This is a genomic window from Methylobacterium sp. J-048 (genome assembly GCF_022829515.1).
In the GTDB taxonomy this organism is placed as follows: Bacteria; Pseudomonadota; Alphaproteobacteria; order Rhizobiales; family Beijerinckiaceae; genus Methylobacterium.
Genome location: NZ_JAKSYL010000178.1, coordinates 1 through 22807, shown reverse-complemented (window position 1 = coordinate 22807; position 22807 = coordinate 1). Strand labels below are relative to the sequence as shown.

17 protein-coding genes are annotated in these 22807 nt (G+C 69.3%); 7 read left to right on the top strand and 10 right to left on the bottom strand.

The genetic code is table 11. From position 1 onward, the window contains the following. Nucleotide 1: 1 nt before the first annotated feature. On the bottom strand, nt 2-790 hold the full coding sequence (locus MKL09_RS17610; RefSeq protein WP_244022190.1) for an SDR family NAD(P)-dependent oxidoreductase: 789 nt from the start codon (nt 788-790) through the stop codon (nt 2-4). Between the two features lie 108 nt (nt 791-898). Here MKL09_RS17610 and MKL09_RS17605 point away from each other — a divergent pair, with 108 nt between their 5' ends. The 3 genes from MKL09_RS17605 (at nt 899) to MKL09_RS17595 (ending at nt 2957) form a co-directional block, all read left to right on the top strand. Further along, nucleotides 899-1462: a TetR/AcrR family transcriptional regulator gene (locus tag MKL09_RS17605; RefSeq protein ID WP_244022188.1), complete on the top strand. Its 564-nt coding sequence runs from the start codon at nt 899-901 to the stop codon at nt 1460-1462. A 152-nt stretch (nt 1463-1614) separates the two neighbouring features. Then, the gene (locus tag MKL09_RS17600; RefSeq protein WP_244022186.1) at nt 1615-2274 is read left to right on the top strand and encodes a response regulator; all 660 of its coding nucleotides are present in this window, start codon (nt 1615-1617) and stop codon (nt 2272-2274) included. 95 nt (nt 2275-2369) lie between these two features. Continuing rightward, complete coding sequence (locus tag MKL09_RS17595) at nt 2370-2957, top strand: sugar O-acetyltransferase (RefSeq protein WP_244022184.1); 588 nt, start codon at nt 2370-2372, stop codon at nt 2955-2957. A 90-nt stretch (nt 2958-3047) separates the two neighbouring features. Here the strand turns inward: MKL09_RS17595 and MKL09_RS17590 are convergent, their stop codons facing one another. The 6 genes from MKL09_RS17590 to MKL09_RS17565 form a co-directional block, all read right to left on the bottom strand. Continuing rightward, nucleotides 3048-4520: an NAD-dependent succinate-semialdehyde dehydrogenase gene (locus MKL09_RS17590; RefSeq protein ID WP_244022182.1), complete on the bottom strand. Its 1473-nt coding sequence runs from the start codon at nt 4518-4520 to the stop codon at nt 3048-3050. After that, nucleotides 4513-6525 (bottom strand): acyl CoA:acetate/3-ketoacid CoA transferase, encoded by a 2013-nt coding sequence (locus MKL09_RS17585; protein WP_244022180.1) that lies wholly within the window; start codon nt 6523-6525, stop codon nt 4513-4515. Before MKL09_RS17585 ends, MKL09_RS17590 begins: the two co-directional genes overlap by 8 nt. A 263-nt stretch (nt 6526-6788) precedes the next feature. Further along, on the bottom strand, nt 6789-7919 hold the full coding sequence (gene phaC / locus MKL09_RS17580) for a class III poly(R)-hydroxyalkanoic acid synthase subunit PhaC (protein ID WP_244022178.1): 1131 nt from the start codon (nt 7917-7919) through the stop codon (nt 6789-6791). Then, nucleotides 7912-8739 carry a poly(R)-hydroxyalkanoic acid synthase subunit PhaE gene (locus MKL09_RS17575; protein ID WP_244022176.1) on the bottom strand — a complete coding sequence of 276 codons (828 nt, stop codon included), beginning with the start codon at nt 8737-8739 and terminating at the stop codon, nt 7912-7914. The genes phaC and MKL09_RS17575 overlap by 8 nt, the downstream gene beginning before the upstream one ends. A 176-nt stretch (nt 8740-8915) precedes the next feature. Then, nucleotides 8916-10091: an iron-containing alcohol dehydrogenase gene (locus MKL09_RS17570; protein WP_244022174.1), complete on the bottom strand. Its 1176-nt coding sequence runs from the start codon at nt 10089-10091 to the stop codon at nt 8916-8918. 43 nt (nt 10092-10134) lie between these two features. Beyond that, nucleotides 10135-11787, bottom strand: a complete 1653-nt coding sequence (locus MKL09_RS17565; RefSeq protein ID WP_244022172.1) for an acetolactate synthase large subunit — start codon at nt 11785-11787, stop codon at nt 10135-10137. Nucleotides 11788-12058: 271 nt separating this feature from the next. Here MKL09_RS17565 and MKL09_RS17560 point away from each other — a divergent pair, with 271 nt between their 5' ends. Next, nucleotides 12059-13549: a DUF2252 domain-containing protein gene (locus tag MKL09_RS17560; protein WP_244022170.1), complete on the top strand. Its 1491-nt coding sequence runs from the start codon at nt 12059-12061 to the stop codon at nt 13547-13549. A 318-nt stretch (nt 13550-13867) separates the two neighbouring features. On the opposite strand, the gene MKL09_RS17555 is transcribed toward MKL09_RS17560, so the two are convergent. Further along, nucleotides 13868-14806, bottom strand: a complete 939-nt coding sequence (locus tag MKL09_RS17555) for a LysR family transcriptional regulator (RefSeq protein ID WP_244022168.1) — start codon at nt 14804-14806, stop codon at nt 13868-13870. A gap of 52 nt (nt 14807-14858) precedes the next feature. Further along, nucleotides 14859-16502 (bottom strand): GMC oxidoreductase, encoded by a 1644-nt coding sequence (locus MKL09_RS17550; RefSeq protein ID WP_244022167.1) that lies wholly within the window; start codon nt 16500-16502, stop codon nt 14859-14861. Nucleotides 16503-16748: 246 nt separating this feature from the next. Between MKL09_RS17550 and MKL09_RS17545 the strand changes: the two genes are divergently transcribed. From MKL09_RS17545 to gluQRS, 3 genes are read left to right on the top strand one after another with little or no spacing between them, the layout of a single operon-like run. Then, a complete protein-coding gene (locus tag MKL09_RS17545; protein ID WP_244022164.1) occupies nt 16749-18785 on the top strand; it encodes an ATP-binding protein in 2037 nt (678 codons plus the stop codon). A gap of 53 nt (nt 18786-18838) precedes the next feature. Continuing rightward, a complete protein-coding gene (locus MKL09_RS17540; protein ID WP_244022161.1) occupies nt 18839-19120 on the top strand; it encodes a hypothetical protein in 282 nt (93 codons plus the stop codon). Beyond that, nucleotides 19117-19980 carry a tRNA glutamyl-Q(34) synthetase GluQRS gene (gene gluQRS, locus MKL09_RS17535; RefSeq protein ID WP_244022159.1) on the top strand — a complete coding sequence of 288 codons (864 nt, stop codon included), beginning with the start codon at nt 19117-19119 and terminating at the stop codon, nt 19978-19980. Before MKL09_RS17540 ends, gluQRS begins: the two co-directional genes overlap by 4 nt. Nucleotides 19981-19996: 16 nt before the next feature. On the opposite strand, the gene MKL09_RS17530 is transcribed toward gluQRS, so the two are convergent. Beyond that, nucleotides 19997-22030, bottom strand: a complete 2034-nt coding sequence (locus MKL09_RS17530; RefSeq protein ID WP_244022158.1) for a M23 family metallopeptidase — start codon at nt 22028-22030, stop codon at nt 19997-19999. Nucleotides 22031-22807: the final 777 nt, after the last annotated feature.

The following is a 22807-nucleotide window of genomic DNA, read 5'->3' as shown; positions in this document are numbered from 1 at the left end:
CTCACGCAGCGGTGCGATACCGCTCCGCCGGCTGGGCCTGGCCGAGGTTCGGGATCATCGCGGTCCGCGCCCGGTCGTAGGCCTCCCACTGCGACGCATCGGGCAGGGGCGGGATGGTGACGGTCTCGCGCCGGTCGAAGCCGGCGAGCGCGGCGTCGACCAGGGCGCCGGTTTCCATGACCGCCGGCAGGGCGTTCACGTCCACGCCCGCGCGCTGCCAGATCTCGGTCCGGGTCGCGGCCGGCAGGACGGCCTGCACGTAGACGCCCTTCGGTCCGAGCTCGGCGTGGAGCGCTTGGCTGAGATACTGCACGAACGCCTTGGTGGCGCCGTAGACGGCCATGCCGAATTCCGGGATGAAGCCGACCACCGAACCGATATTGACGATGGTGCCGCTGCCGGCCGCGACGAAGCGGGGTGCCACCGCGGCGGCGAGGCGGGTCAGGGCGGTGACGTTGAGGGCGATCAAGTCGCTGATCTGGTCCGGCCCCTGGCCGGCGAAGCTGCCGGTGAGCGCCGCGCCGGCATTGTTCACCAGAACGCCGATCCGGGCATCCTCGCGCAGGCGCGTTTCGACGGCGGTGAGGTCGGCCGGTCGGGTCAGGTCGGCCTGGAGGATGTCGACCGCGACGCCGGCGTCCCGGCGCAGGCGCTCAGCCAGCGCTTCAAGACGGGTGCCGTCCCGGGCGACCAGGACGAGATCGTGGCCGCGGCGGGCGAAACGGTCCGCATAGACCGCACCGATGCCCGAAGAGGCGCCGGTGACGAGGATGGCAGGCTTGCTGGACATGGGCGAGATCCCTATCTCTAAACATGATCATCATCATGTAATGCAAACATGATGATGATCATGATTGAGGTCAAGCGAACCTCGTCCCGCAGGCGTGAGATTGCGCACATGAAGGTCAGCCGCGAGCAGATGGTCGAGAACCGGCGCCGGATCCTCGAAGCGGCCGGGCGGCTGTTCCGCGCCCGCGGCTTCGAGGCGGTAACGGTGGCCGAGGTGATGCGCGAGGCGGGCCTCACCCATGGCGGCTTCTACGGCCACTTCAGGTCGAAGGACGACCTGATCGCCGCGACCCTGGCCGAGCTGGTGGTGGCTCCGGAGCCCGAGCCTACGGCGCTGCCCGTCTACGCGGCGCGCTATCTCAGCCCCGGCCATCGCGACAATCCTGCAGACGGCTGCCCGGTGGCGGCCCTCGTCTCCGAGACGATCCGGCAGGCGCCCGAGGCGCGGGCGGCGATGACCCAGGGCCTGCGCCGGCAGATCGCCCGGCTCGCCGGCGGCACCGATGCGGCGGATCCCGAGGCCGCCCGCCAAGCCGCGATCGGGAGTTGGGCCGCCATGGTCGGCGCGATGATCCTGGCCCGGATGAGCGACGATCCGGCGCTGTCGGACGACGTGCTGGCGCAGACCCGCGCGTGGATCGACCGGGCGTTACCCGCAGGGGCGGTCGCATGAACCGGCGGGCCTCGGGGGCCGGATGCGGAATCCGGTGGAGCCGACCCGAGTGACGTTTGCAGCACCCGCTTGCGCTCGGGGGCCGCATCGATCAGTTTTCAGGCATCCAGTGAGCCCCACATCTGGATCTCACGCGAGGAACCGCGCCGTCCGTGCATCTCCTGATCGTCGACGACCACCCGCTGTTCCGTGATGCCCTGGCGGCCACGATCCGTTTGGCCCATCCGGACGCGATCCTGCACGAGGCCGACGGGATCGAGCCCGCCTGCGCGGTGCTGGCCGAGCACCGCAGCATCGACCTGACCCTCCTCGACCTGTCGATGCGTGGGGTGACCGGCTTCGACGGGCTGATCACGATCCGGGCGCGGTTCCCGCGGGTCCCGATCCTGATCGTGTCCGGTCACGAGGATCCGCGCATCGTCCGCGAGGCCCTTCAGCACGGGGCCGCCGGCTTCGTGCCCAAGGCCATGGACAAGGCCACCCTGACCCGGGCGATCACCGAGGTGATGGGCGGCGCCCTGTTCCTGCCCCCCGGCCTCGCCGTGGCGAGCGCGTCGGCATCGCACACGAAGAAAAAACCGCTGGCCGAGCGCCTCGCCCAACTCACGCCGCAGCAATTGCGCGTGCTGATGATGATCCGCCAGGGCAAGCTGAACAAGCAGATCGCCCACGAGCTTCAGGTCGGCGATTCGACCGTGAAGGCTCATGTCTCGGAGATCCTGCGCAAGCTCGAAGTGATCAGCCGAACGCAGATCGTGATCGACACGGCGGCGCTGGATTTCGACCAGATCCACAACGCGCACCCGGCCTGACCGGCGACGATATCGGCTCCATATCCACCGATCGATGGATCGAAAGGCCCTTGAACGGAGCGTCCAGGGCCGGGTCTGAGACGGGGAGAATGCCGATGCGGACCGAGCGTGAGAAGATGCTGGCGGGCGAACTCTACGACGCGCTCGATCCCGAACTGGTCGCGGCCCGGGCTCGGGTCCGGGATCTGTGCCAGCAGCTCAACGCCACGCGCGATGCCAACGAGGAACTGCGCCGGAATCTGTGCCAGCAGATCTTCGGCGCGGGCGGCGACACGGTGTGGATGCAGCCGCCGTTCTTCTGCGACTACGGGTCGAACATCGAGCTCGGCGAGCGGGTGTATTTCAACTTCAACTGCGTCATCCTGGATGTCTGCCGCGTCCGGATCGGCAGCTTCACCCTGTTCGGGCCGGCGGTTCAGATCCTCACGCCCCTGCACCCCACCAACGCGGCCCTGCGCCGGGTCCAGGAATACGGCAGGCCGATCGAGATCGGGTCGGATGTCTGGGTCGGCGGCGGCGCCCTGATCCTGCCCGGCGTGACCATCGGGTCCCGCACGGTGATCGGCGCGGGCAGCGTGGTCACCCGCGACGTGCCGGACGGCGTGCTGGCCGCCGGGAATCCGTGCCGGGTGATCCGCCCGATCAGCGACGACGAGCGGCACGCTTACGGAACTGCGCCCTGACGGCGGCGACGTCCCGCTGACACGCTCCAACCTGCCGCGTTCGATCCCGGGGACACCGGGATCGAACGCGTATCAAGGAAGCCCGCGCCCTCAGGCGCCGAGGCCGCCGACGCAGAGGTACTTGGTGTTCAGGTAATCCTCGATGCCCTGGTAGGAGCCTTCGCGGCCGAGGCCGGATTCCTTCACGCCCCCGAACGGTGCCACCTCGGTGGTGATGATGCCCTCGTTGATCCCGACCATGCCGTATTCCAGCGCCTCGGCGACCCGGAAGGTGCGGCCGAGGTCGCGGGTGTAGAAGTAGCAGGCCAGGCCGAACTCGGTGTCGTTGGCCATGCGGATCGCCTCCGCCTCGTCGCGGAACCGGAACAGCGGCGCCAGCGGCCCGAAGGTCTCCTCGCGGGCGACCGCCATGGCGGGGGTCGCGTTCGCGATCACGGTCGGCTCGAAGAACTGGCCGCCGAGCGCGTGGCGGTGCCCGCCCGCGACCACCCGGCCGCCCTTCTCGAGCGCGTCGCGGATATGGGCCTCGGTCTTCTCCACCGCGGCCATGTCGATCAGCGGCCCCTGAGCGACGCCCTCCTCGATGCCGTTGCCGACCTTCAGCCGGCTGGCTGCCTCGGCCATCTTGTCGGCGAAGGCGTCGTAGATCCCGTCCTGCACCAGGAAGCGGTTGGTGCAGATGCAGGTCTGGCCGGAATTGCGGAACTTGGCGAGCATCGCGCCGGCCACCGCCCGGTCGAGGTCGGCGTCGTCGAAGACGATGAACGGCGCGTTGCCGCCCAGCTCCATCGAGACCTTCTTCACCGTGTGCGAGGCCTGCTCCAGCAGCACCTTCCCGACCTCGGTGGAGCCGGTGAACGTTATTTTTTTGACCTGCGGGTTGCCGGTCATCTCACCGCCGATGGCCCGGGCCGAGCCGGTCAGGATGCTGACCGTCCCGGCCGGGAAGCCGGCTTTCTCACACAGCACGCCCCAGGCGAGGCCCGACAGCGGGGTCTGCGAGGCCGGCTTGATCACGATCGGGCAGCCGGCCGCGAGCGCCGGGGCGATCTTGCGGGCGATCATCGAGGACGGGAAGTTCCACGGGGTGATCGCCGCGACCACGCCCACGGGCTCTTTCGTGACCAGGATCTTGCGGTCGCCCCAGGGGGAGGGGATCACGTCGCCGTAGACGCGCCGCGCCTCTTCGGCGAACCACAGCACGTAGGCCGCCGACATCGCGACCTCGCCGCGGGATTCGGCGAGCGACTTGCCCTGCTCGGCGGTAAGGATCTGCGCCAGATCCTCCTGGTTCTCGGTGACCAGGGCGGCGAGCTTGCGCAGCAGCACGGCGCGCTCGTTGGCGGTCTTGGCGCGCCAAGCCGGATAGGCGTCGTTGGCCGCCTGGATCGCCCGGCGGGTCTCGTCGGCGCCGGCATTCGGCACCCGGGCGATCACCGCGCCGGTGGCGGGATTGGTGACATCGATGGTGCCGGACCCGGCCTTCGACCATTCCCCGCCGATCAGGCAGGATTCGACCAGCAGGCTGCGGTCCTTCAAGGTAAGTGTATCGGACTCAGGCATTCAACGGTTCCTTCGGCGGCTGCGGCCTGTCCGGCTGAGACAGGGTCGTCCGCGACTTGAGGGGCACGCTCTGGGCCGTATTCCTCGCCTGCGCCTCGGCTTTTGTCTCGAAGACATGCGGAGCCAGATCGCGGCTCGCCAACGAGGCACCGAGTTTCAATCGCAAGAACGCGCTCGTGGTGTAGCGCGATGCCGTCTCGTAGTACCGGTTCTCCAGATAAGCGATCGCCGAGAAATAGGCATCGCTCACCGTCGGGTCGATCTCGAACCCGTCGTAATTGGCGATCAGGTGGACCTTGCGGCCGATCTCCTGGCAGGCCCGCTCGTATTCCCGGCGCACCAGTTCCACGTCGTCGATGGTCCGGACCTGAAAACCTTCGAGGTTCGAGAACAGGATGTTCCGCTCCCGATCGTAGCTGATTCGCTCCGACAGGGAGAGCCCGAGGAGCCAGGGCTCCAGCCCCATCACGGTGTCCCGGAACAGCCGCGGATCCATGGGCTTCGGGTCCTGCACGATCGGCGTGAACCCCATCTGCCCGAGGATGTCCCGCGCGATATCGATTCCGGGGGCGACCTCGACGAGTTCCATGCCAGCCCGGGTCCGGCGGAACACGCAGCGCTCGGTCACGTAGAGCACCGGCTGGCCACGCTCGGCCGCGTAGGCGCCCGAGAAGGTCACCTGCTCGACGGCGGCGATGAACTTTTTCGAGCGTCCCTCTGTGACGATCCGGATGCCGTCGCCCTCGACCACCACCTCCAGCCCATCGGCCGTGAAGGTGCCGGCGAAGACCAAGCTTTTCGCATTCTGCGAGATGTTGATGAAGCCGCCGGCTCCGGCGAGCCTTTTGCCGAAGCGGCTGACGTTGACGTTGCCCTCGGAGTCGCATTGCGCAAGCCCCAGGCAGGCGAGGTCGAGGCCGCCGCCGTCGTAGAAGTCGAATTGCTGGTTCTGGTGCAGCACCGCCGCCGGGTTGAGGGCCGCCCCGAAATCGAGCCCGCCCTGCGGCAGGCCGCCGATCACCCCGGGCTCGGCGGTGAGCGTCAGGTATTTCAGCACCCGCTCCTCGGCTGCCACCGCGGCGACCCCCTCGGGCATGCCGATGCCGAGATTGACCACGCCGCCCGGGGGCAGCTCGAAGGCACAGCGTCGGGCGATGACCTTGCGCGCGTCCAGCGGGATCGGCGGGATCCGGTCGAGGGGCACGCGCTGGCGGCCCGTGAAGGCGTGATTGTAGGCCGTGCCGTAGGTTTGCCGGTGGTTCTCCGGCTGGCTCAGCACCACGCAATCGACCAGCACCCCGGGCACCTGCACCTCGCGGGGGGCGAGCGAGCCGGCCTCGGCCAGGCGCTCGACCTGGGCGATGACGAAGCCGCCCGAGTTCTTGGCCGCCATGGCGGCGGCGAGGTTGTCGAGGGTGAGCGCCTCGCGCTCCATGGTGATGTTGCCGGCCGGATCCGCCGTGGTGCCGCGGATCAGCGCGATGTTCACCGGGAACGCCTTGTAGTGCAGCCAGGACTCGCCGCCGAGCTCGACCACGCTGACCAGGTCCTCATGGGTCACCGCGTTCAGCTTGCCGCCCTCGAGCCGCGGATCCACGAAGGTGCGTAAGCCCACCTTGGTGATGTGGCCGGGCGTATGGGCGGCGATCTCCCGGTAGAGATGCGACACCACCCCCAGCGGCAGGTTGTAGGCCTCGATCTGGCCGTCGATCGCCATCTTGGCGAGCTTGGGCACCAGCGCCCAATGGCCGCCGACGACGCGGCGCACCAGCCCCGGGATCGCCAGCCGGTTGAGGCCGCGCTCCTTGCCGTCGCCGGGTGCCGCCGCGAACATCAGCCCGAGCCCGTGGGGGCCGTGCCCGGCCTCGAACCGCCGAGCCAGCGCCAGGATCAGTTCGTCCGGCGTGCCAATGCCGACGAACCCCGAGACCGCAACCATGTCGCCGTCCTGCAGGATGGCGAGCGCCTCGTCGGCGCTGACGATCTTGTTCTTCAGGCTGCCCATGCGGTTATCCTCGGAGCCTGGAATCGGACATCATCGCGATCGGAGCAGCGGCCGATCCTACCCATCCCCCTCATCCTGAGGTGCCGGGCGATCGCCAATCGTTCGGCCTCGAAAGAGCCCTCTAGAGGCCGCCGCGATCCCTGGAGGGCTCCTTCGAGGGCGACGCTGCGCGCCGCCACCTCAGGATGAGGGAGAGATCCGGATCGGCCACAGGCGCCGAGCCTGGGACCGCGCCGATCTGTTCCCTGGACCATTACAAAAAGCTACCCACGCGCACCCAGCCAATCGGCGATGCCGGAGCCCAGCAACTTCTGGGCCTTGCCGCCGACGAAGACGCCGACATGGCCGCCGGGCAGGCCGAGCTCGGTGTAGTCGTCGGTGCCGATCTTGTCCTTGAGCGCCTGGGAGGTCGCGGGCGGGATGATGTGGTCGTCCTGGGCGAAGACGTTGAGAACCGGGCAGGCGATGCGCTTCAGGTCCACCGTGCGGCCGCCGAGCACGAAGGCGCTCTGGACCAGCTTGTTGTCCTGGTAGAGGTCCTTGAGCCACTGCTTAGCGGCCTCGCCCGGGTGGTCCGGCCGGTCGGCGATCCACTTCTCCATGCGCAGGAAATTCAAAAACTTCTTCTTGTCGTCGAGGGCGTCGAGCAGGTCGAGGTTGTACTTCGTCATGGTCCGCATCGGCGTCATCATCGAGAACACCGAGCCCATGAACGCCCCGGGCAGCGAGCCCTGCGCATCGATCAGGCGGTCGACATCCTCGGGCGACAGGGAGCGGGTCCAGACGTTGATGAAGCCGTGGCCGGCCCGGGACTCGCGCGTATCGGCGTGGAAGTCGATCGGCGTGATCGTCAGCACCATGGCGTTGACCCGCTCCGGGTAGAGCGCCGCGTAGCAGGTGGTGAAGACGCCGCCCTCGCAGATCCCGAGCAGGTTGATCTTTTCGCGGCCCGCGGCCGCGCCGATGAAGGCGACGCATTCGGCGAGATAATCGTCGACGTAGTCGTCGATGGTGACGTAGCGGTCGGCCCGGCCCGGATTGCCCCAATCGACCACGTAGAGGTCGAGGCCGAGATTGAGCAGGTTGCGGACCAGCGAGCGGTCCTCCTGCAGGTCGGCCATCGTGTAGCGACCGATCAGCCCGTAGACGATCAGCACCGGCGGCAGGCCCTTGCTCTCGGAGAGCGGCCGGTAGCGGTAGAGCGAGACCTTGTCCTGGCTCCAGACCAGGTCCTTGGGCGTGGTGGCGATCTGCACGTCGGCGTCGCGCACGTCCGAGAACAGCTTGGCGCCCGCGCTGATCCGGCGGCCGAGCTCGGCGACCTCGGCCATCATCTCGGCGGGGTTGAGCGGCAGCGGCGCGGCCGGAGGCTTCGGAATGTCCTGATCAGCCATGGGCAGTCTCCGCATTCTGCGCGGCGGTATCGGTCGTCCTGGAGACCCGGGCGGCCTCCCGGCGCTCGCGGCGCAGGATGCGGACCTCCCGGCGCAGCTCGGTCAGGCTCTTGTGCACGTCGTCGAGCTCGGCCCGGGTCGGCTGCCCGTAGAAATCCGACAGGAAGGCGGAAAGGTCCTGCTGGGCGAGCCGCAGGTCGGTGGAGGCCTTCAGCACCACCCGCTGCGAGGCCAGGAACGCTTCGGAGCGCTGGACCTCCAGCAGCACGGCGTTGGCGGTTTCGGTCCAGCGGGTCATCATCTCGCGGGCGGAGCTGAAGCCCTCGCCGCGCTCGGCGCGGGCATTGGCCTCCTTGGCGAAGGTGCCGGCCGCCCGGGTCCAGGCGTCCAGCATCACCGCCTGATGCTCGGCCTGCGCCCGCCGCAGCGCCGCCCAGGCGGTGAACAACGTGCCGTAGCGCCGCTCGGTCTGCCACAGGTCGGCGAGCTGCGGGCCCTCGGACATCCGGGTCAGCGCGGCGTCGAACTCCGCCGAGCCGCCGAGCCAGGCCTGCGGATCGAAGATCCGGGCCAGCACCGCCCCGGCGGTCGGGTCCGGCGCGCCGGCACCGCCCTGCAGCGACGCGGTCAGGGTCTGCGACAGGGCGGTCGCCGAGGCCCAGGCCTGAGCGAGGTGGCTCTGCGCCGTGGCGAGGCCGGCGAGATCGGTCTGCGGCGGGTTCGGCCACGAGAAGCCCGGCGCCGCCCCGGGTGCGAAGAATCCCGCGCCGGCGCGGGTCCAGAATTCGCCCATCGCCTTGAACGCGTCGAACTGGTCCATGACGGCGTTTCTCCCGGCCGTTCCGGCTTTGCGATGCCGGTATGAGCTTTTTAGTCCGGCGTATGCCCGTCGGACCCCACCGAACTCCAACCCGGCCCCCTCATCCCAAGGTGCCGGACGATCGGAGATCGTTCGGCCTCGAAGGAGGAGATCGAGGGTCGGAGGCCTTTTAAGGATCAGGCCGCGGGGCGCGCCTCGCCGAGCGCTTCGCGGTAGATCGCGTAGGCGTCGTCGTAGGTGACTTCGCGCGGATTGTTCACGAGAAGCCGCGTCTGCTTCATCGCGTCGGTAGCCATCCGCTCCAGATCCTTCTGAGCGACGCCGACCTCGGCGAGCGAGGCCGGGACCTTGCAGTCCCGGCAGATCGCGTCGAGGCTTTCGACGAAGCGGGCGGCGGCCTCGGCCGGCGGCAGATCGGCGGCGGCCGGATCCAGGATCGGCGCCAGCTCGGCGTAGAGCGCTTCCGCGTGGGACAGGTTGAAGCGCATCACCCCCATCAGCACCAGGGCGTTGGAGAGCCCGTGCGGCACATGGAAGATCGCGCCGACGGGATAGGCCAGCGCGTGCACGGCCGCCACCGGCGCGTTGGCGAAGGCCATGCCGGCGAGCATCGAGCCGAGCAGCATGCCGGAGCGCGCTTCGAGATTCTTGCCGTCCGAGCAGGCGGTGCGGATATTGGCCGAGAGTAGGGCCAGGGCCTGCTTGGCGAGCTGGTCCGAGATCGGGTTCTTCTTGTTCTTGCTGGTGAACGCCTCGATGGCGTGGACCATGGCGTCGATGCCGGTGGCCGCGGTGACCGGGGCGGGCAGCCCCAGCGTCAGCTCGGGATCGAGCACCGCCCAGTCGGGCAGGAGCTTGGGCGCGACGACGCCCTTCTTCTCGGTGGTCGGCGTCGTGACGATCGAGATTGGCGTCACCTCGGAGCCGGTGCCCGCGGTGGTCGGCACCAGGATCAGCGGCAGCCGGTCGCCTTTGGCCAGGCCGACGCCGTAGATCGCATCCAGCGGCTCGTCGGATTTCGCCAGGTAGGCGACCAGCTTGGCGGTATCGAGGGCCGAGCCGCCGCCGATCGACAGGACGAGATCGGTGCCGAGTTCCCGGGCGCGCTTGGCCGCCGCCTCGATCACGGTGGAGGGCGGGTCGGCGACCACGTCCTCGTAGACGTCGATGGCGATACCGGCCGCCGCCAGCGCCGCCTCGGCGGCCTCGGTGAGGCCAGCCTTGCGCACGCCCTTGTCGGTCACGAGCAGGACGCGCTTGGCCCCGAAGGTGCCGACGATCTCCGGCAGCTTCTTGGAAGCGCCGGCCTCGAACAGGACGTTGGGGGTGGTCTGGAAGGTGAACGGGTTCATGGCGCTGCCCTGTTGTCGTGCCGGGATCAAGTCTTCGACGGGATCACTCGGCCGGCTCGAAATCCTTCACCTTCTCGCGCAATTCTTCGACGAGAACGCGCGTGTTCTCCGAATAATCGATCGGCACCGCGACGAGATGGACGCCGCCTTCGGCGAAGGCCCGATCGAGCGTCGGCACCAGGTCGTGGACGGATTCGACCCGGTGGCCCTTGGCTCCGTAGGACTGGGCGTAGAGCACGAAATCCGGGTTGCCGAAGGTCATGCCGTAATCGGCGAACTTGTCGACCGCCTGCTTCCAGCGGATCATGCCGTAGGCCGAGTCGTCGAGGATCAGCACGACGAGGTTGAGCTTGAGCCGCACCGCGGTCTCCAGCTCCTGGCTGTTCATCATGAAGCCGCCGTCGCCGCACACCGCCATGACGCGGCGCTTCGGGTAGAGCATCGCCGCCATCATGGCCGAGGGCAGGCCCGCGCCCATGGTGGCGAGCGCGTTGTCGAGCAGCAGCGTGTTGGCGACGTAGGTGCGGTAGTTCCGGGCGAACCAGATCTTGTACATGCCGTTGTCGAGGCAGACGATTCCGTCCTCCGGGATCACCCGGCGGACGTCGCGCACCAGCCGCTGCGGCGTCACCGGGAAGCGGTCCTCGCCGGCCCGGTCGGCGATGTGGCCGAGGATGTGCTCGCGCAGGTGCAGCAGGGCACCGGCGTTGGGCAGCTTGCCCTCCAGCTTGTCGGCCAAGAGCTTCAGGGTCGGCCCGAGATCGCCGACCACCTCGGCATCGGGGTAATAGACCTGCTCGACGTTGGCCGGCATGTAGCCGATGTGCAGCACCTTCTGATCGGCCTGGCCCATGAAGAAGGGCGGCTTCTCGATCGTGTCGTGGCCGATCGCGATGATCAGGTCGGCCTTGTCGATCGCCTCGTGGACGTAGTCGCGCTCGGAGAGCGCCGCGGTGCCCATGTAGAGGTCGGTGCCGCTGGCGACCGTGCCCTTGCCCATCTGGGTGGTGAAGAACGGGATCTGGGTGCGGTGGACGAAGCCGCCCAGGTCGCCCGTGGCGCGCGGCCGGCTGGCGGCGGCGCCGAGCATCACGAGCGGACGCTTGGCCGCGAGAATCATCGCGGCGGCCCGCTCGATCGCGGCCGGGTGGGCGACCGGGATGTCGATCGGGTGCGGCGGCACGACGTAGGCCTCGGCCTGCTCGGCGGCGATATCCTCGGGCAACTCCAGCAGCACCGGCCCGGGACGCTCCTCGGTGGCGACCCGGAAGGCGTCGCGGACGATGGTGGGGATCGAGGAGGCGGAGACGATCTGCCGGGCCATCTTGGTGATCGGCTTCATCGACGAGATCACGTCGACGATCTGGAACTTGGCCTGGCGGGAGGACAGGATGCCCTTCTGGCCGGTGATGATGATCATCGGCATCGCGCCGAGATGGGCGTAGGCGGCACCGGTGGAGAAGTTCAAGGCGCCCGGGCCCAGCGTCGAGAGGCACACGCCCGGCCGGCCGGTGAGGCGGCCATGGGTGGCGGCCATGAAGCTCGCCGCCTGCTCGTGGCGGGTCAGCACCAGCTCGATCTTGGAGGTTCGGAGCGATTCGACGACGTCGAGATTCTCCTCGCCGGGGATGCCGAAGATGCGGTCGACGCCCTCGTTCTCGAGGGCCGCGACGAGTAGATCTGAGCCCTTGGGCATGTGATGTCCCACTGATGCGACGCCCGACGACGCCGTCCGGTCCGTCCCCAAGGCACCCGTCACCGATGCGGTTCGATCCGAGCGGCTCGGACCGGGACGGACGCCCTTCGAATACGCGACCGGTTAGAGGGCTGGCCTGTAATGGGGTCAAGACCCGTCGAGAGCTGAATGGTCACAGAGCCGGGCCAATCCTATCGTGTACGGGGATAGAACCGGCTCGGAACGACCGAGTACGGTCAAGGTTGTCGTGCGTTCGGCTCGGCGGAAGATCATGGATCAAGTGCGCAACGACGATACACGAGACGGGGCGGCGCTTCCGGCCCCCGAGATTCCGCCTGCGGACGTGGTGCTGGCGCCGCTCGCCGATTTCCCGCGGATCGATCTCCGGGCGGGGGTCGAGCCGTGGGACAAGCGCCGGCAGGCCGGCAAGGTCCTGCGGGCCGAGGTCCCGCACGCGGACCACGCGGCCCTGCGCTGCGAACCGGACCGCCCCGATCCGATCGGCCTGATCGAGGCGGCCCATGAGGGCCGGCAGGCGCATCTCATCCCGTTGCGGGTCGCCCGGATGGCGACCAGCCCGTTCGCGTTCCTGCGCGGCGCCGCCCACGTCATGGCCTGGGACCTGTCGCGCGGACCCCGCAGCGGCATCGACGTCGTGATGAACGGCGACGCGCATATCGACAATTTCGGCCTGTTCGGCACGCCGCAGCGCGACATCGTCCTCGATCTCAACGATTTCGACGAGGTCACGGTCGGCCCGTGGGAATGGGACCTGAAGCGGCTCGCGGCCGGGATCATGGTCGCCACCGCCGAAGCCGGCGCAGAGCCGGACGCGCAGCGCGGCGCCGTGATGGAGGCGGTGTCCGGCTATCAGCGCACGATGCGCCGCCTGGCGCCGCAGGGCTCCCTCGACGTCTGGTACCAGACCACCGTGGCCGATGCCCGGCGTCTCGGACGGATCCGGATGGACGCGCAGGCCAGCGCCGTGGTGACCCGGGCGGTGGACAAGGCGCGCCGGAAGAACAACCGCAGCCTCCTGGGGCAGATCGCCGAGCGCCGCACCGACGGCGGCTGGCGGTTCCGGGTCGAGCCGCCGATCCTCACCCCGGTCGACGACGCCACACGGCAGAGCATCGTCACCGGGCTGGAGCATTATGCCGAGACCCTGCCGCGGGAGCGGCGGTTCATGCTCAACCGCTACCAGGTGGTCGACGTGGCCCACCGGGTCGTCGGGGTCGGCAGCGTCGGGACGCGGGCCTACGTGGCGCTGCTGTGCGGCAATTCCGACCAGGACGCGCTGTTCCTCCAGGTCAAGGAAGCGGTGCGCCCGGCCAACGCCCCCTACCTGCCGGGCATGCCCGAACCCTATGCCGGGCACGAGGGCGAGCGCGTGATCTACGGCCAGCGCCTGCTCCAGGCGGTGGGCGACCCGCTGCTCGGCTGGACCAGCATCGACGGCCGGCCGTACTACGTGCGCCAGATGAAGAACCTGAAGGGCGCGATCCCCCTGGCGGAGATGTCGGGCCTGCCGCTCCTGACCTTCTCGTATGCCTACGGCGCCCTCCTGGCCCGGGCGCATGCGCGGACCGGGGATGCCGCGGCGATCGCCGGCTATTGCGGCAGCGGCAAGCGGCCCGACCTGCGCGAGGCCCTGGCCGATTGGGCGGCGGCCTATGCGGAGCGCAACGCCGAGGATTTCGCGCTGTTTCGCGAGGCGATCGCCAGCGGCCGGCTGGAGGCGGCGGACGATCCCTGTTTGTGAGATCCGGTGACGGTCACGCCGCCTGCTCCGTCATTGCGAGCGCAGCGAAGCAACCTAGGGCGGCGCGCGATCCCCGAACCGTGGCGCATCACTGGGTTGCTTCGCTGCGCTCGCAATGACGGTGTGAAACAGGGGATCGGATCGCATCCCGCTGACGGCCCATCCCAACCCATCCCGTTATCCTGAGGTGCTGCGCAGCAGCCTCGAAGGAGGCCTCCAGCCAGCCGCGCGATCCCTGGAGGGCTCCTTCGAGGGCTCCGCTCCGCTGCGCCACCTCAGGATGAGGGGGTGGGTTGGTGAGGCGCATCAAAGCAGCCGTCACAGCATCCCGAATTCACGCGCTTCGTGAGCGAGCTTCACCAAAAGCTCGCGCAGCCAGCGATGGGCGGGGTCGCGGTCGTAGGAGGCGTGCCACAGCATCGACACCGCCACGTCGTCCAGAGCTACCGGCACCGGGCTGACCGCAAGCGAGAGCGCGCTGGCGAAGGCGGTTGCGAGCCGGGCATGCATGGTGGCGATCACCGGCGCGGCGCGGACCAGGAACGGCACTACGAGGAAGCGCGGCGTCGTCACCGCGAGGATGCGCGAGCGCCCGATCAGCGCCAGCGCGTCGTCCACCACCCCGTGGGCGGTCTCCCGCAGGGAGGTCAGCACGTGCGGGAAGCGCAGGTAATCGTCGAGGCCGATCGGCGGCTGGATCCCGATCAGGTCGGCGTTGAACAGGACCACGTAGCTGTCCCGATAGAGCAGCCGCTGCTTGTGGTGGACCTGACCCTCCGAAAAGAACCCGATGGCGAGATCGACTTGGTCGGCGTCCAATTCGTCGAGGATGTGGGTGCGATCGACCGAGCGCAGCAGCAGCCTGATTCCGGGGGCCTCCCGGCGCAGCTGCGCGAGCAATCGAGGCCCGAGCAGAACCTCGACGCTGTCCGGCAGGCTCACGGTGAAGCTGCGCTCCACCGTGGCCGGATCGAACCGCTCCTCCCGGTGGACCAGGGCCTGGACCTGCCGCAGCGTCGCCCGCAGGGGCTCGGCGAGCTTCAGGGCCCGCGGCGTCGGCCGCATCCCGTCGGGAGCCCGGGTGAGCAATTCGTCGTCGAACAAGCGGCGCAGCCGGGCGAGGCTCGAACTCATCGCCGATTGGCCGACGCCGATCCGGGCCGCCGCCCGGGTGACGCTGCGCTCGTCGAGCAGCGCGTCCAGGGCGACCAGGAGATTCAGGTCGATCCGGCTGAGATCGATGTGATCAATGGCCAAGGGCGGGGCGATCGGTTCGAGGTCGATCCCCCTGTATAGCAGAGCTTCGCGCTCACGCCGGCACCGGCTCCCGCGGCTCGGTGTGGTCGAACAGGCGTGGCGGCGCGATCTCGTTCTTGGCGCCCATCCGGTCGACCAAGTGCTCGGCCACCCGCAGGGCGTTGGCGATGATCGTCAGGGTCGGGTTCACGGCGCCGATCGACGGGAAGAAGCTCGCATCGGTGACGTAGAGGTTGTCGAGCTGGTGCGCCTTGCAGTGCCGGTCGAGCACGGAGGTCTTGGGATCGTCCCCGAACCGGAGGGTGCCGGCCTGGTGGGCGGTGCCGCCGATCGGGACGTTCTTGCCGAGATAGAGCGAGCGGTCGAACAGGTGCGGGTGCATGTCGGTAAAGCCGCAGATCTCCTGCAGCTTGCGCCGCAGCCGCTTGTGCGCCTCGGCATTGGTCTCGGTGAGGTCCAGATGGACCTTGCCGTCTTTATAATACACCCGGTTCTGGGCCAGCGGGATATCCTCCGAAGTCAGCCAGAAATCGACCGAATGCTTGGCGATCCAGTCGAACGGCTTGTTGGGGAACCATTGCAGGAAGCCCGGCAGCCCCTCGCCGTGGATCTGGGCGCCGTCGGACTTGCCGACCATCTGGATGTGGCCGAGCGGGAAGTCCCACGCGTCCTTCCGGTCCGGGTCGCCGAAGTAGAAATCGTTGAGCCCGAGGGTCTTCTGGAAGCGGGTCGGGTTCGGCACCTTGGAGATGGCGAGGACCGTCGAGTTGTTGTGGCGCATGTAGTTGCGCCCGACCTGGCCGGAGCCGTTGGCGAGGCCGTCCGGATGCTGGTCGCTCGCGGAACGCAGCAGCAACAGCGCCGAGGACAGCGCCCCGCAGGCCACCACCACGAGGTCGGCCGAGGCCTCGAACGGTGCGTCGTCGCGCGTGCCGACGACGCCGGTGACGCTGCGTCCGCTTGGGTCGCTGACCAGCCGCTCGACATAGGTGCGGGTGAGAAGCGTCAGGTTCGGGCAGTCGCGCAAAGCGGGATCGACCACCATCGTCTGCGCGTCGGACTTGCCGTTGGTCGGGCAGGGGAAACCGTCGAAGGATTCGCACTTGATGCAGGGGGAGGTGGAGACGGCGCGCCCGTCCTTCTCCACCAGCCGCACGCCCACCGGCAGGTGGAACGGGTGGTGGCCGGCGCTCTTCAGGTTGTCGAACAGCTGCTGGATCCGCGGCTCGTGCGAGACCGGCGGGTGGGCGTAGGGCTTGCGCGACCAGGGCTCGGTCGGGTCCTCGCCGCGCTGGCCGTGGACGTGGAACAGCTCCTCGGCGGCTTGGTAATGCGGCTCGAACTCGTCGTAGCCCACGGGCCAGGCCGGGGCGATGCCGTCCTCGTGCCGGATGTCCGAAAAGTCCTTCTCGCGAAGGCGGAACAGGATCGACCCGTAGAATTTCGAATTGCCGCCGACATAGTAGTGCAGGCCCGGCTGGAAGCTGCTGCCGGTGGAGGAGTACCAGGTCTCCTTGGTCTGGTAATAGCCGTCGACGATCACCGCCTGGCTGTCCCAGTTGCGCGGCTCGCGCAGCAGGTAGTCGCCGCGCTCGATCAGGAGGATGCGCTTGCCCGTCTGGGCCAGACGCCATGCCATCGTCCCGCCGCCGGGGCCGGATCCGACGATGATCACGTCGTAATGTTCACCCGGCATCGTCACTGTCTCCGTCCGGACCGATTGTCCTGGCAGGCAACTCGCGAGCCGGACTTCGGATCTGTCTGCGGCGAAGTGTCGAGAGCCTCATTTCGGAAGGTGGTCGTCGGCTTTCTCGAAACCGCCGATGCGCCCGGTCCGAGGTGCGGCCAGTTCCGCAACCGCCGGTTAAGCGCTTTTCCCAACGCCGCCTTCAGCTTCGCCTGCGATCCTGCGCCGAGCCGGTCTGCAGCCGGGGAGGCAGCCATGGTCGTCAAGGATATCGCGCTCGTGCTGGCGCTGCTGATCGCGGCGGCCCTCGCGCTCGGCCACTGGCGGGCTCGGCGCTCCGTTCCGGACGAGGCCGAGGCCGAACGGCTGCACGACCGGATCTGGCGGATCAGCGAGAGCGAGGACCGCTACCGCGCCCTGGTGGCGGCCACCACCGAGGTGATCGTGCAGCGCGACGCCCGCGGGCGGATCACCTACGCCAACGACGATTACGCCCGGTTGCTCGGGCGCCCGGCCATCGACCTGCTCGGCGCGCAGATCGACCTTGAGATCCTAGAGCGGCGCGAGGTCGAGGTCGGCGAGGATGGCGTGCGCCGCATGGAGGCGCAGATCCGCTCGGTGGACGGCCAGGTGCGCTGGTTCGCCTTCGTGGAGATGCCGGTGGCCCACGGCGACGCGATGCACTGGCTGCGTGCCGGCCGCGACGTGACCGCCCGGGTCGAGGCTTTGCGCAGCCGCGACGCGGCGCTGGAACGCGCCGAGGCCGCCAGCGTGGCGAAGTCGCGCTTCCTCGCCACCGTCAGCCACGAGATGCGCACCCCGCTCAACGGCATCCTCGGCATGGCCGAGCTGGTGCTCGGCACCGCCCTCGACCTAGAGCAGCGGACCTATGTCGAGGCCGTGCGCACCAGCGGCCAGGCCCTGCTCGGGCTGATCGACGGCGTGCTCGACTTCTCGCGGATCGAGGCCGGGCGCCTCGACCTCGCCGCCGAGCCGTTCGACCTGCCGGCTTTGGCCGAGAGCGTGGTCGAGCTGCTGGCCCCGCGGGCGCAGGACAAGGGCATCGAGATCGCCCTCGACGTCACGGAGAGTTTTCCGTGCGGGCTCGTCGGCGACGCGGACCGGGTGCGGCAGATCCTGATCAACCTCGCCGGCAACGCCATCAAGTTCACCGAGCGTGGCGGCGTCGGCGTCAGCCTCAGCTTCGTCCGCGCCGAGGCCGGGGGCGGGGAGGCCGTGCTCTCCGTGTCCGATACCGGCCCCGGCATCCCCGAGGAGCGCCTGCCGATCCTGTTCGAGGAATTCGAGCAGGGTGACGGCAGCGCCAGCCGCAGCCACGAGGGCACCGGCCTCGGCCTCGCCATCACCCGCCGGCTGGTCACCCGCATGGGTGGCCGGATCGAGGCGGAATCGCGCGTCGGCCGCGGCTCAACCTTCCGGGTCGTCCTGCCGCTGCCGGAGGCCGAGGGCGCGCGCGCCAACCCCGCTCCGCTGCCGGGGCTCGAAGGCCGGCGCTGCCTGATCGTGGCGGATTCACCCTATCAAGCCCCCTACCTCGCCCGCAGCCTGTCCCGGGCCGGGGCGGCCACCGTGATCGTCGGCACCCTGGAGGACGGCCTCGACGCCCTTTCGGGCGCGGCCTTCGACGCGGTCCTGGCCGACCGGGCGCTGGGCGACGCGGCGGTCCGCCAGATCGCCGACGCCGCCCGGGCCTGCGGGGTGCGCTGCAGCCTCGTCCTGCTCTCGCCCTTCGACCGCCGCGGCTTCGGAGCGCCGGGCGCGGCCGGCTTCGACGGCTACCTGATCAAGCCGATCCGGGCCCGCTCGCTGTTCGAGCGGCTGCTCGCCCCGCCGGTCGCGGTCGAGTCCAGCACCGTCCCGGCTCCGGCCCCGGCGCGGACCGGGACCGGACAGCGCGTCCTGCTTGCCGAGGACAACCCGATCAACGCGCTGCTCGCCACCCGCGCCCTGGAGCGCCTCGGTGCTGAAGTCGTTCACGCGGTCGACGGGGTCGCGGCGTTGGAGCGGCTGGCCTCGGACGGGCCGTTCGACCTCGCCCTGATCGACGTGCGCATGCCTCGCCTCGACGGCCACGAGACCGCCCGTCGCATCCGCGCCGCGGAAGCGGCAGGGGAGGGGACCCGGCTGCACCTCGTCGCGCTCACCGCCAATGCCGGCCGCGAGGACGAGATCGCCGCCCGCGCCGCCGGGTTCGACGGCTTCATGGCCAAGCCCCTGAATTTGAAGCTTCTGCCCGCCCTGCTGGAGCGCCGGACCGCGCAGGCTGCCTGAGCCCGTCGGTCCCGCGTTGACAGGCGCCCGCTCCCCGCGCCAACAGAAAGCCCATGTCGACAGCCCCCACCACGCCGCCCGCACCGCGCTCATCGAGCGGCGCCCTCGCTGCCTGGGGCATCGCGATCCTCGTGGTCGCGACCGTACTGCTCGGGGAACTCCTGCCCGCCCGGCATCCCGCCCCGGCGCGCTCGGTGTCCGACGACCCGGCCTGCCTGGAATGGACTGACGGCTGCCGCGTCTGCCAGCGCCTGGCCGAGGGGCCTGCCTGCTCGCTGCCCGGCATCGCCTGCCAGACCACCGAGCCGCGCTGCCTGCGCCACCGCGACGGGTGAGGCCGGGCGCACCGATCCTCCGCTTCGCGCCGAGCCCGAACGGCCGGGTCCATCTCGGCCACGCCTATTCGGCCCTGCTCAACGCCGAACTGGCGCAGCGGATGGGCGGCCTCTGCCGCCTGCGCATCGAGGATATCGATCCGATCCGCTCGAAGCCGGAACTGGTCGAAGCGATCGTCACCGACCTCGCCTGGCTGGGCCTGACCTACCCCGAGCCGGTGCGGCATCAATCCAGACACCTGGACTCCTACCGGGCGACGCTTCAGTGCCTGATCAATAGGGGACTCGCCTATCCCTGCTTCTGCTCGCGCGGGCAGATCCGGGCGCGGGCCGCCGCCAGCTCCGAAAATACCCACGATCCGGACGGCGCGCCGCTCTATCCCGGCACCTGCCGCGGACTCGATCCGGCGAGCCGGTCCGAAGGCTTGGCCCGGGGCGAGCCGCATACCTGGCGCCTCGACATGGAAGCCGCCCTGCGCTGCGCGGTGGAGCCCCTCGTCTACGACGCCTTCGACGGCGCCGACATGCGCCGGGTCGCGGCCGACCCCGCCCGCTGGGGCGACGCCGTGATCGCCCGCCGCGACGTGCCGACCAGCTATCACCTGTCCGTGGTTCGCGACGACGCGGAGCAGGGGATCACCCACATCGTCCGCGGCCGCGACCTCGAAGCGGCCACCGATCTCCACGTCCTGCTGCAACGCCTGCTCGGCCTGCCGACGCCGCGCTACCACCACCACGCGCTGATCCTAGACCCCGACGGCGACAAGCTCGCCAAGTCCAGGGGCTCGCAGAGCCTCGCCGATCTCAGGCAGGCGGGGGTGACGCCCGAAGAAATCCGCGCCCGACTCGGTTTCGCTTGAGTCTCGATCGCGGCGCTCAGCGCACGGCCGCATCCCGCTGCGCCAGAGCGGTGGCGCTCTTCGACTTCAGCATGGTCGCGTCGACCTGCTCCCGCTGGCGCTTGAACTCGGCGAGCATCCGGCCGTCGAGTTCGCGGCCACGCGGCACGCGGATCTTCATCGGGTCTACGAAGTGGCCGTTGATGATCACCTCGTAGTGGAGGTGCGGGCCGGTCGAGAGGCCCGTGGAGCCGAGATAACCGATGATCTGGCCCTGTCGGACCCGGACGCCCTCCTTCACGCCGCGGCCGAACCGCGACATGTGGTTGTAGGTCGTCACGTAGCCGTTGACGTGCTGGATCTCGACCCGGTTGCCGTAACCCGAGGTCATCTCGGCCCGGATCACCACGCCGTTGCCGGCCGCCGCGATCGGGGTGCCGATCGGGTTCGCCCAATCGACGCCGGTATGCAGCTTGGCGTAGCCCAGCACCGGGTGCATCCGATAGCCGAAGCCGGAGCGCATGATCCCGTCCGGAATCGGCTTGCGCAGCAGGAACTTTTTCAGGGATCGGCCCTGCTCGTCGAGATAGTCGATCGTGCCGTCGTCGGGCGACTGGAAGCGGTAGACCTTGCGGGTCTCGCCGCCGAGCGTCAGCGCCGCGTAGAGCAGGTCCGGACGGTCGGCCCCGGCCTCGTCGTCGTAGGTATAGAACACGTCGAGGCCGTCGCCGCTGGCGATCCGGCGCTGGAAGTCGAGGTCGTAGCTGAACACCCGGACGATGTCCTCGACGGTGGCCCGCGGCAGGTCGTGGCGCGCGGCCGTCTCGTAGAGGCTCTGGTACAGGCGGGGACCGGAGCCCGAATCCTCCTCGTCGTCCTCGCCGGAATCGGCCTGGGGCTGCGGCTTGGAGGCGGGGGCCTCCTCGGTCGGCGGCGCCACGGAGACGAAGGCGCTCCGGTCGTTGAGCGCCGCGATGCCCTCGATGCCGTTCTCGCCGTAGAGCACCACCCGGGTGACCTGGCGCGGATCGCCGGGACGGGGACCGGGGGCGATCTGCACCCGCATCTGCTGGCCTTCCGGAAGGGCCGCGGTGCGGGTCTTGCCGCCGAGCGCCGCGACGATGCCGCGGACCTGCTCGTCACCGGCGAGCCCCGTCGCCTTCAGGATGCCTTCGAGGGTCTCGCCGCGCTTCAACGCGACGTCGCGCTCCTCCACGAGGGGGGCCTCGTTCGGCTTCAGCTCGACCTTCGAGACCTTGGTGACGTTCTCGGGGACGACCAGCACCTCGATCGCCTTGAACGGGTTCGCGTCCTTGGCGGCCGAGCCCTCTGCATCGCCGCCGCCCGCGCCCTGCTGGAGCGTGCGCGATAGCAGGATCTGCGGGGCGATCGGGATGGCGGCGCGGCGCCCGGCCTCGGCAGCGATGCGGCGCTCCTCCTCGACCTGGGCGGTGACGTCGTCGTCGGTAAGCGCCGGCGCGTTGGCGTCGACGGCGGCATCCGCCAGGTCGCGCTTCACCACGGTCACCTCGGCGCCCGGCGCGTCGGCCGCAGCGTCAGGCGCCCGCTCGAGCGGCTCGTCGGAGACGAACTTCATCGGGTCGAACCGGGGCAGCTCGCCGGCATAGATCCCGGTGGTCATCGACAGCGGCGTGGTGATCCGCACGAAGGCCTTGGCCTTGATGATCTCGCGATCGCCCAGCCGGACGGTCACGGGCGCCCGAAAGCTCTGCTTGGCCGAGGCGATCATCAGGTTGCGGACCAGCCGGTCACCCTTGCGGGCGATGTTGGCGCCGGTCTCGTTCGATGGCGGCCGGGCCATCAGGGTGGCCTTCTCGGGGATCGCTGCGAAGGAGACATCCCCCTGCAGGGAGACGTGGAGCGCCGCCGCGATCAGGCCGGCGCCGGTCAGGCCGGTCAGCGTACTGGCACAGAGCCAGCGCAGGTTGACCGCCCGCCGGTCGATCTGGGTCGCGTCCGCGCCGAGGAGATCGAGGGGCGCCTGGACTCCGCGGCCGACGCCGGGGGCGAGGGCGGCCACGTCGCCGATCTTGAGTCGCTCGCGCTTCACTCGAAGGTCCCGGAAAGGCGACGGCGCACGGGCGCTCTCGCTCGTCATACAGGGTGGGCGGCCGGACACGCGCGCCGTTCACGCATGGTATGTCCATCTCAGCGGCCAGCATGTCGAGATTGAGGCGTCAGACCTCCCCGCTGGTCTCATGCACGGAGTGTATTTCGCGCTGCCCGACCGAGAGGAGAGGGGGGTCGCGCCGGGCCGGCCCTCGAAAATGTTCAGACCGGTGTTGACGGCCGTGTGGGGTCTGATTATACCCCTGTTCATCGGCGCCGGCCGCGGAAGTGGCCCGGGCGCTGACGCATCTTCTGACAGGATCGGCGATTGGCCGGCGGGTTTGCCGGGCGGTTGGCTGTTTTTGTTCGATGCTGCTTCGGGGTCGGGTCCGCTTCGGTGGTTCGGCGACGGGGTTGACAGGGGGATCGGCGGGCTCTAGACGCCCTCCACCGCTGAGGCGGCCGACCGGATGGTCTGGCCGGTATCACGGTTCTCCCAGTCGGACAAGCTGGTGATCGGGGTCTTGGGCCCGGGTCGTTGTCTCGTCTGTGAGCGGTTCGGTCATCCGGGTCGTTCGGGTCTTTGACATTGTTGGATTTGAGGAAGGGAGACGCGGACGGCGTTTGTCCTTGCGGTCGGAGCTTTAAGCTTCGACAAGTGAGATTGATCTGGCCGATCACGTAGTTCTCAGACGGAGCCTCACAATCGATCCCGCAGCGCTTCACAGCTCACCGATTTCGTCGCGCTGTGAAGCGCTGCGGGATCGCTTGTGAGGCT

Excerpts from the sequence above, each read along its gene's own strand:
- MKL09_RS17610 (WP_244022190.1), bottom strand. The coding sequence starts at position 790 with ATGTCCAGCAAGCCTGCCATCCTCGTCACCGGCGCCTCTTCGGGCATC.
- MKL09_RS17605 (WP_244022188.1), top strand. The coding sequence starts at position 899 with ATGAAGGTCAGCCGCGAGCAGATGGTCGAGAACCGGCGCCGGATCCTC.
- MKL09_RS17595 (WP_244022184.1), top strand. The coding sequence starts at position 2,370 with ATGCGGACCGAGCGTGAGAAGATGCTGGCGGGCGAACTCTACGACGCG.
- MKL09_RS17590 (WP_244022182.1), bottom strand. The coding sequence starts at position 4,520 with ATGCCTGAGTCCGATACACTTACCTTGAAGGACCGCAGCCTGCTGGTC.
- MKL09_RS17585 (WP_244022180.1), bottom strand. The coding sequence starts at position 6,525 with ATGGGCAGCCTGAAGAACAAGATCGTCAGCGCCGACGAGGCGCTCGCC.
- phaC (WP_244022178.1), bottom strand. The coding sequence starts at position 7,919 with ATGGCTGATCAGGACATTCCGAAGCCTCCGGCCGCGCCGCTGCCGCTC.
- MKL09_RS17575 (WP_244022176.1), bottom strand. The coding sequence starts at position 8,739 with ATGGACCAGTTCGACGCGTTCAAGGCGATGGGCGAATTCTGGACCCGC.
- MKL09_RS17570 (WP_244022174.1), bottom strand. The coding sequence starts at position 10,091 with ATGAACCCGTTCACCTTCCAGACCACCCCCAACGTCCTGTTCGAGGCC.
- MKL09_RS17565 (WP_244022172.1), bottom strand. The coding sequence starts at position 11,787 with ATGCCCAAGGGCTCAGATCTACTCGTCGCGGCCCTCGAGAACGAGGGC.
- MKL09_RS17560 (WP_244022170.1), top strand. The coding sequence starts at position 12,059 with ATGGATCAAGTGCGCAACGACGATACACGAGACGGGGCGGCGCTTCCG.
- MKL09_RS17550 (WP_244022167.1), bottom strand. The coding sequence starts at position 16,502 with ATGCCGGGTGAACATTACGACGTGATCATCGTCGGATCCGGCCCCGGC.
- MKL09_RS17545 (WP_244022164.1), top strand. The coding sequence starts at position 16,749 with ATGGTCGTCAAGGATATCGCGCTCGTGCTGGCGCTGCTGATCGCGGCG.
- MKL09_RS17540 (WP_244022161.1), top strand. The coding sequence starts at position 18,839 with ATGTCGACAGCCCCCACCACGCCGCCCGCACCGCGCTCATCGAGCGGC.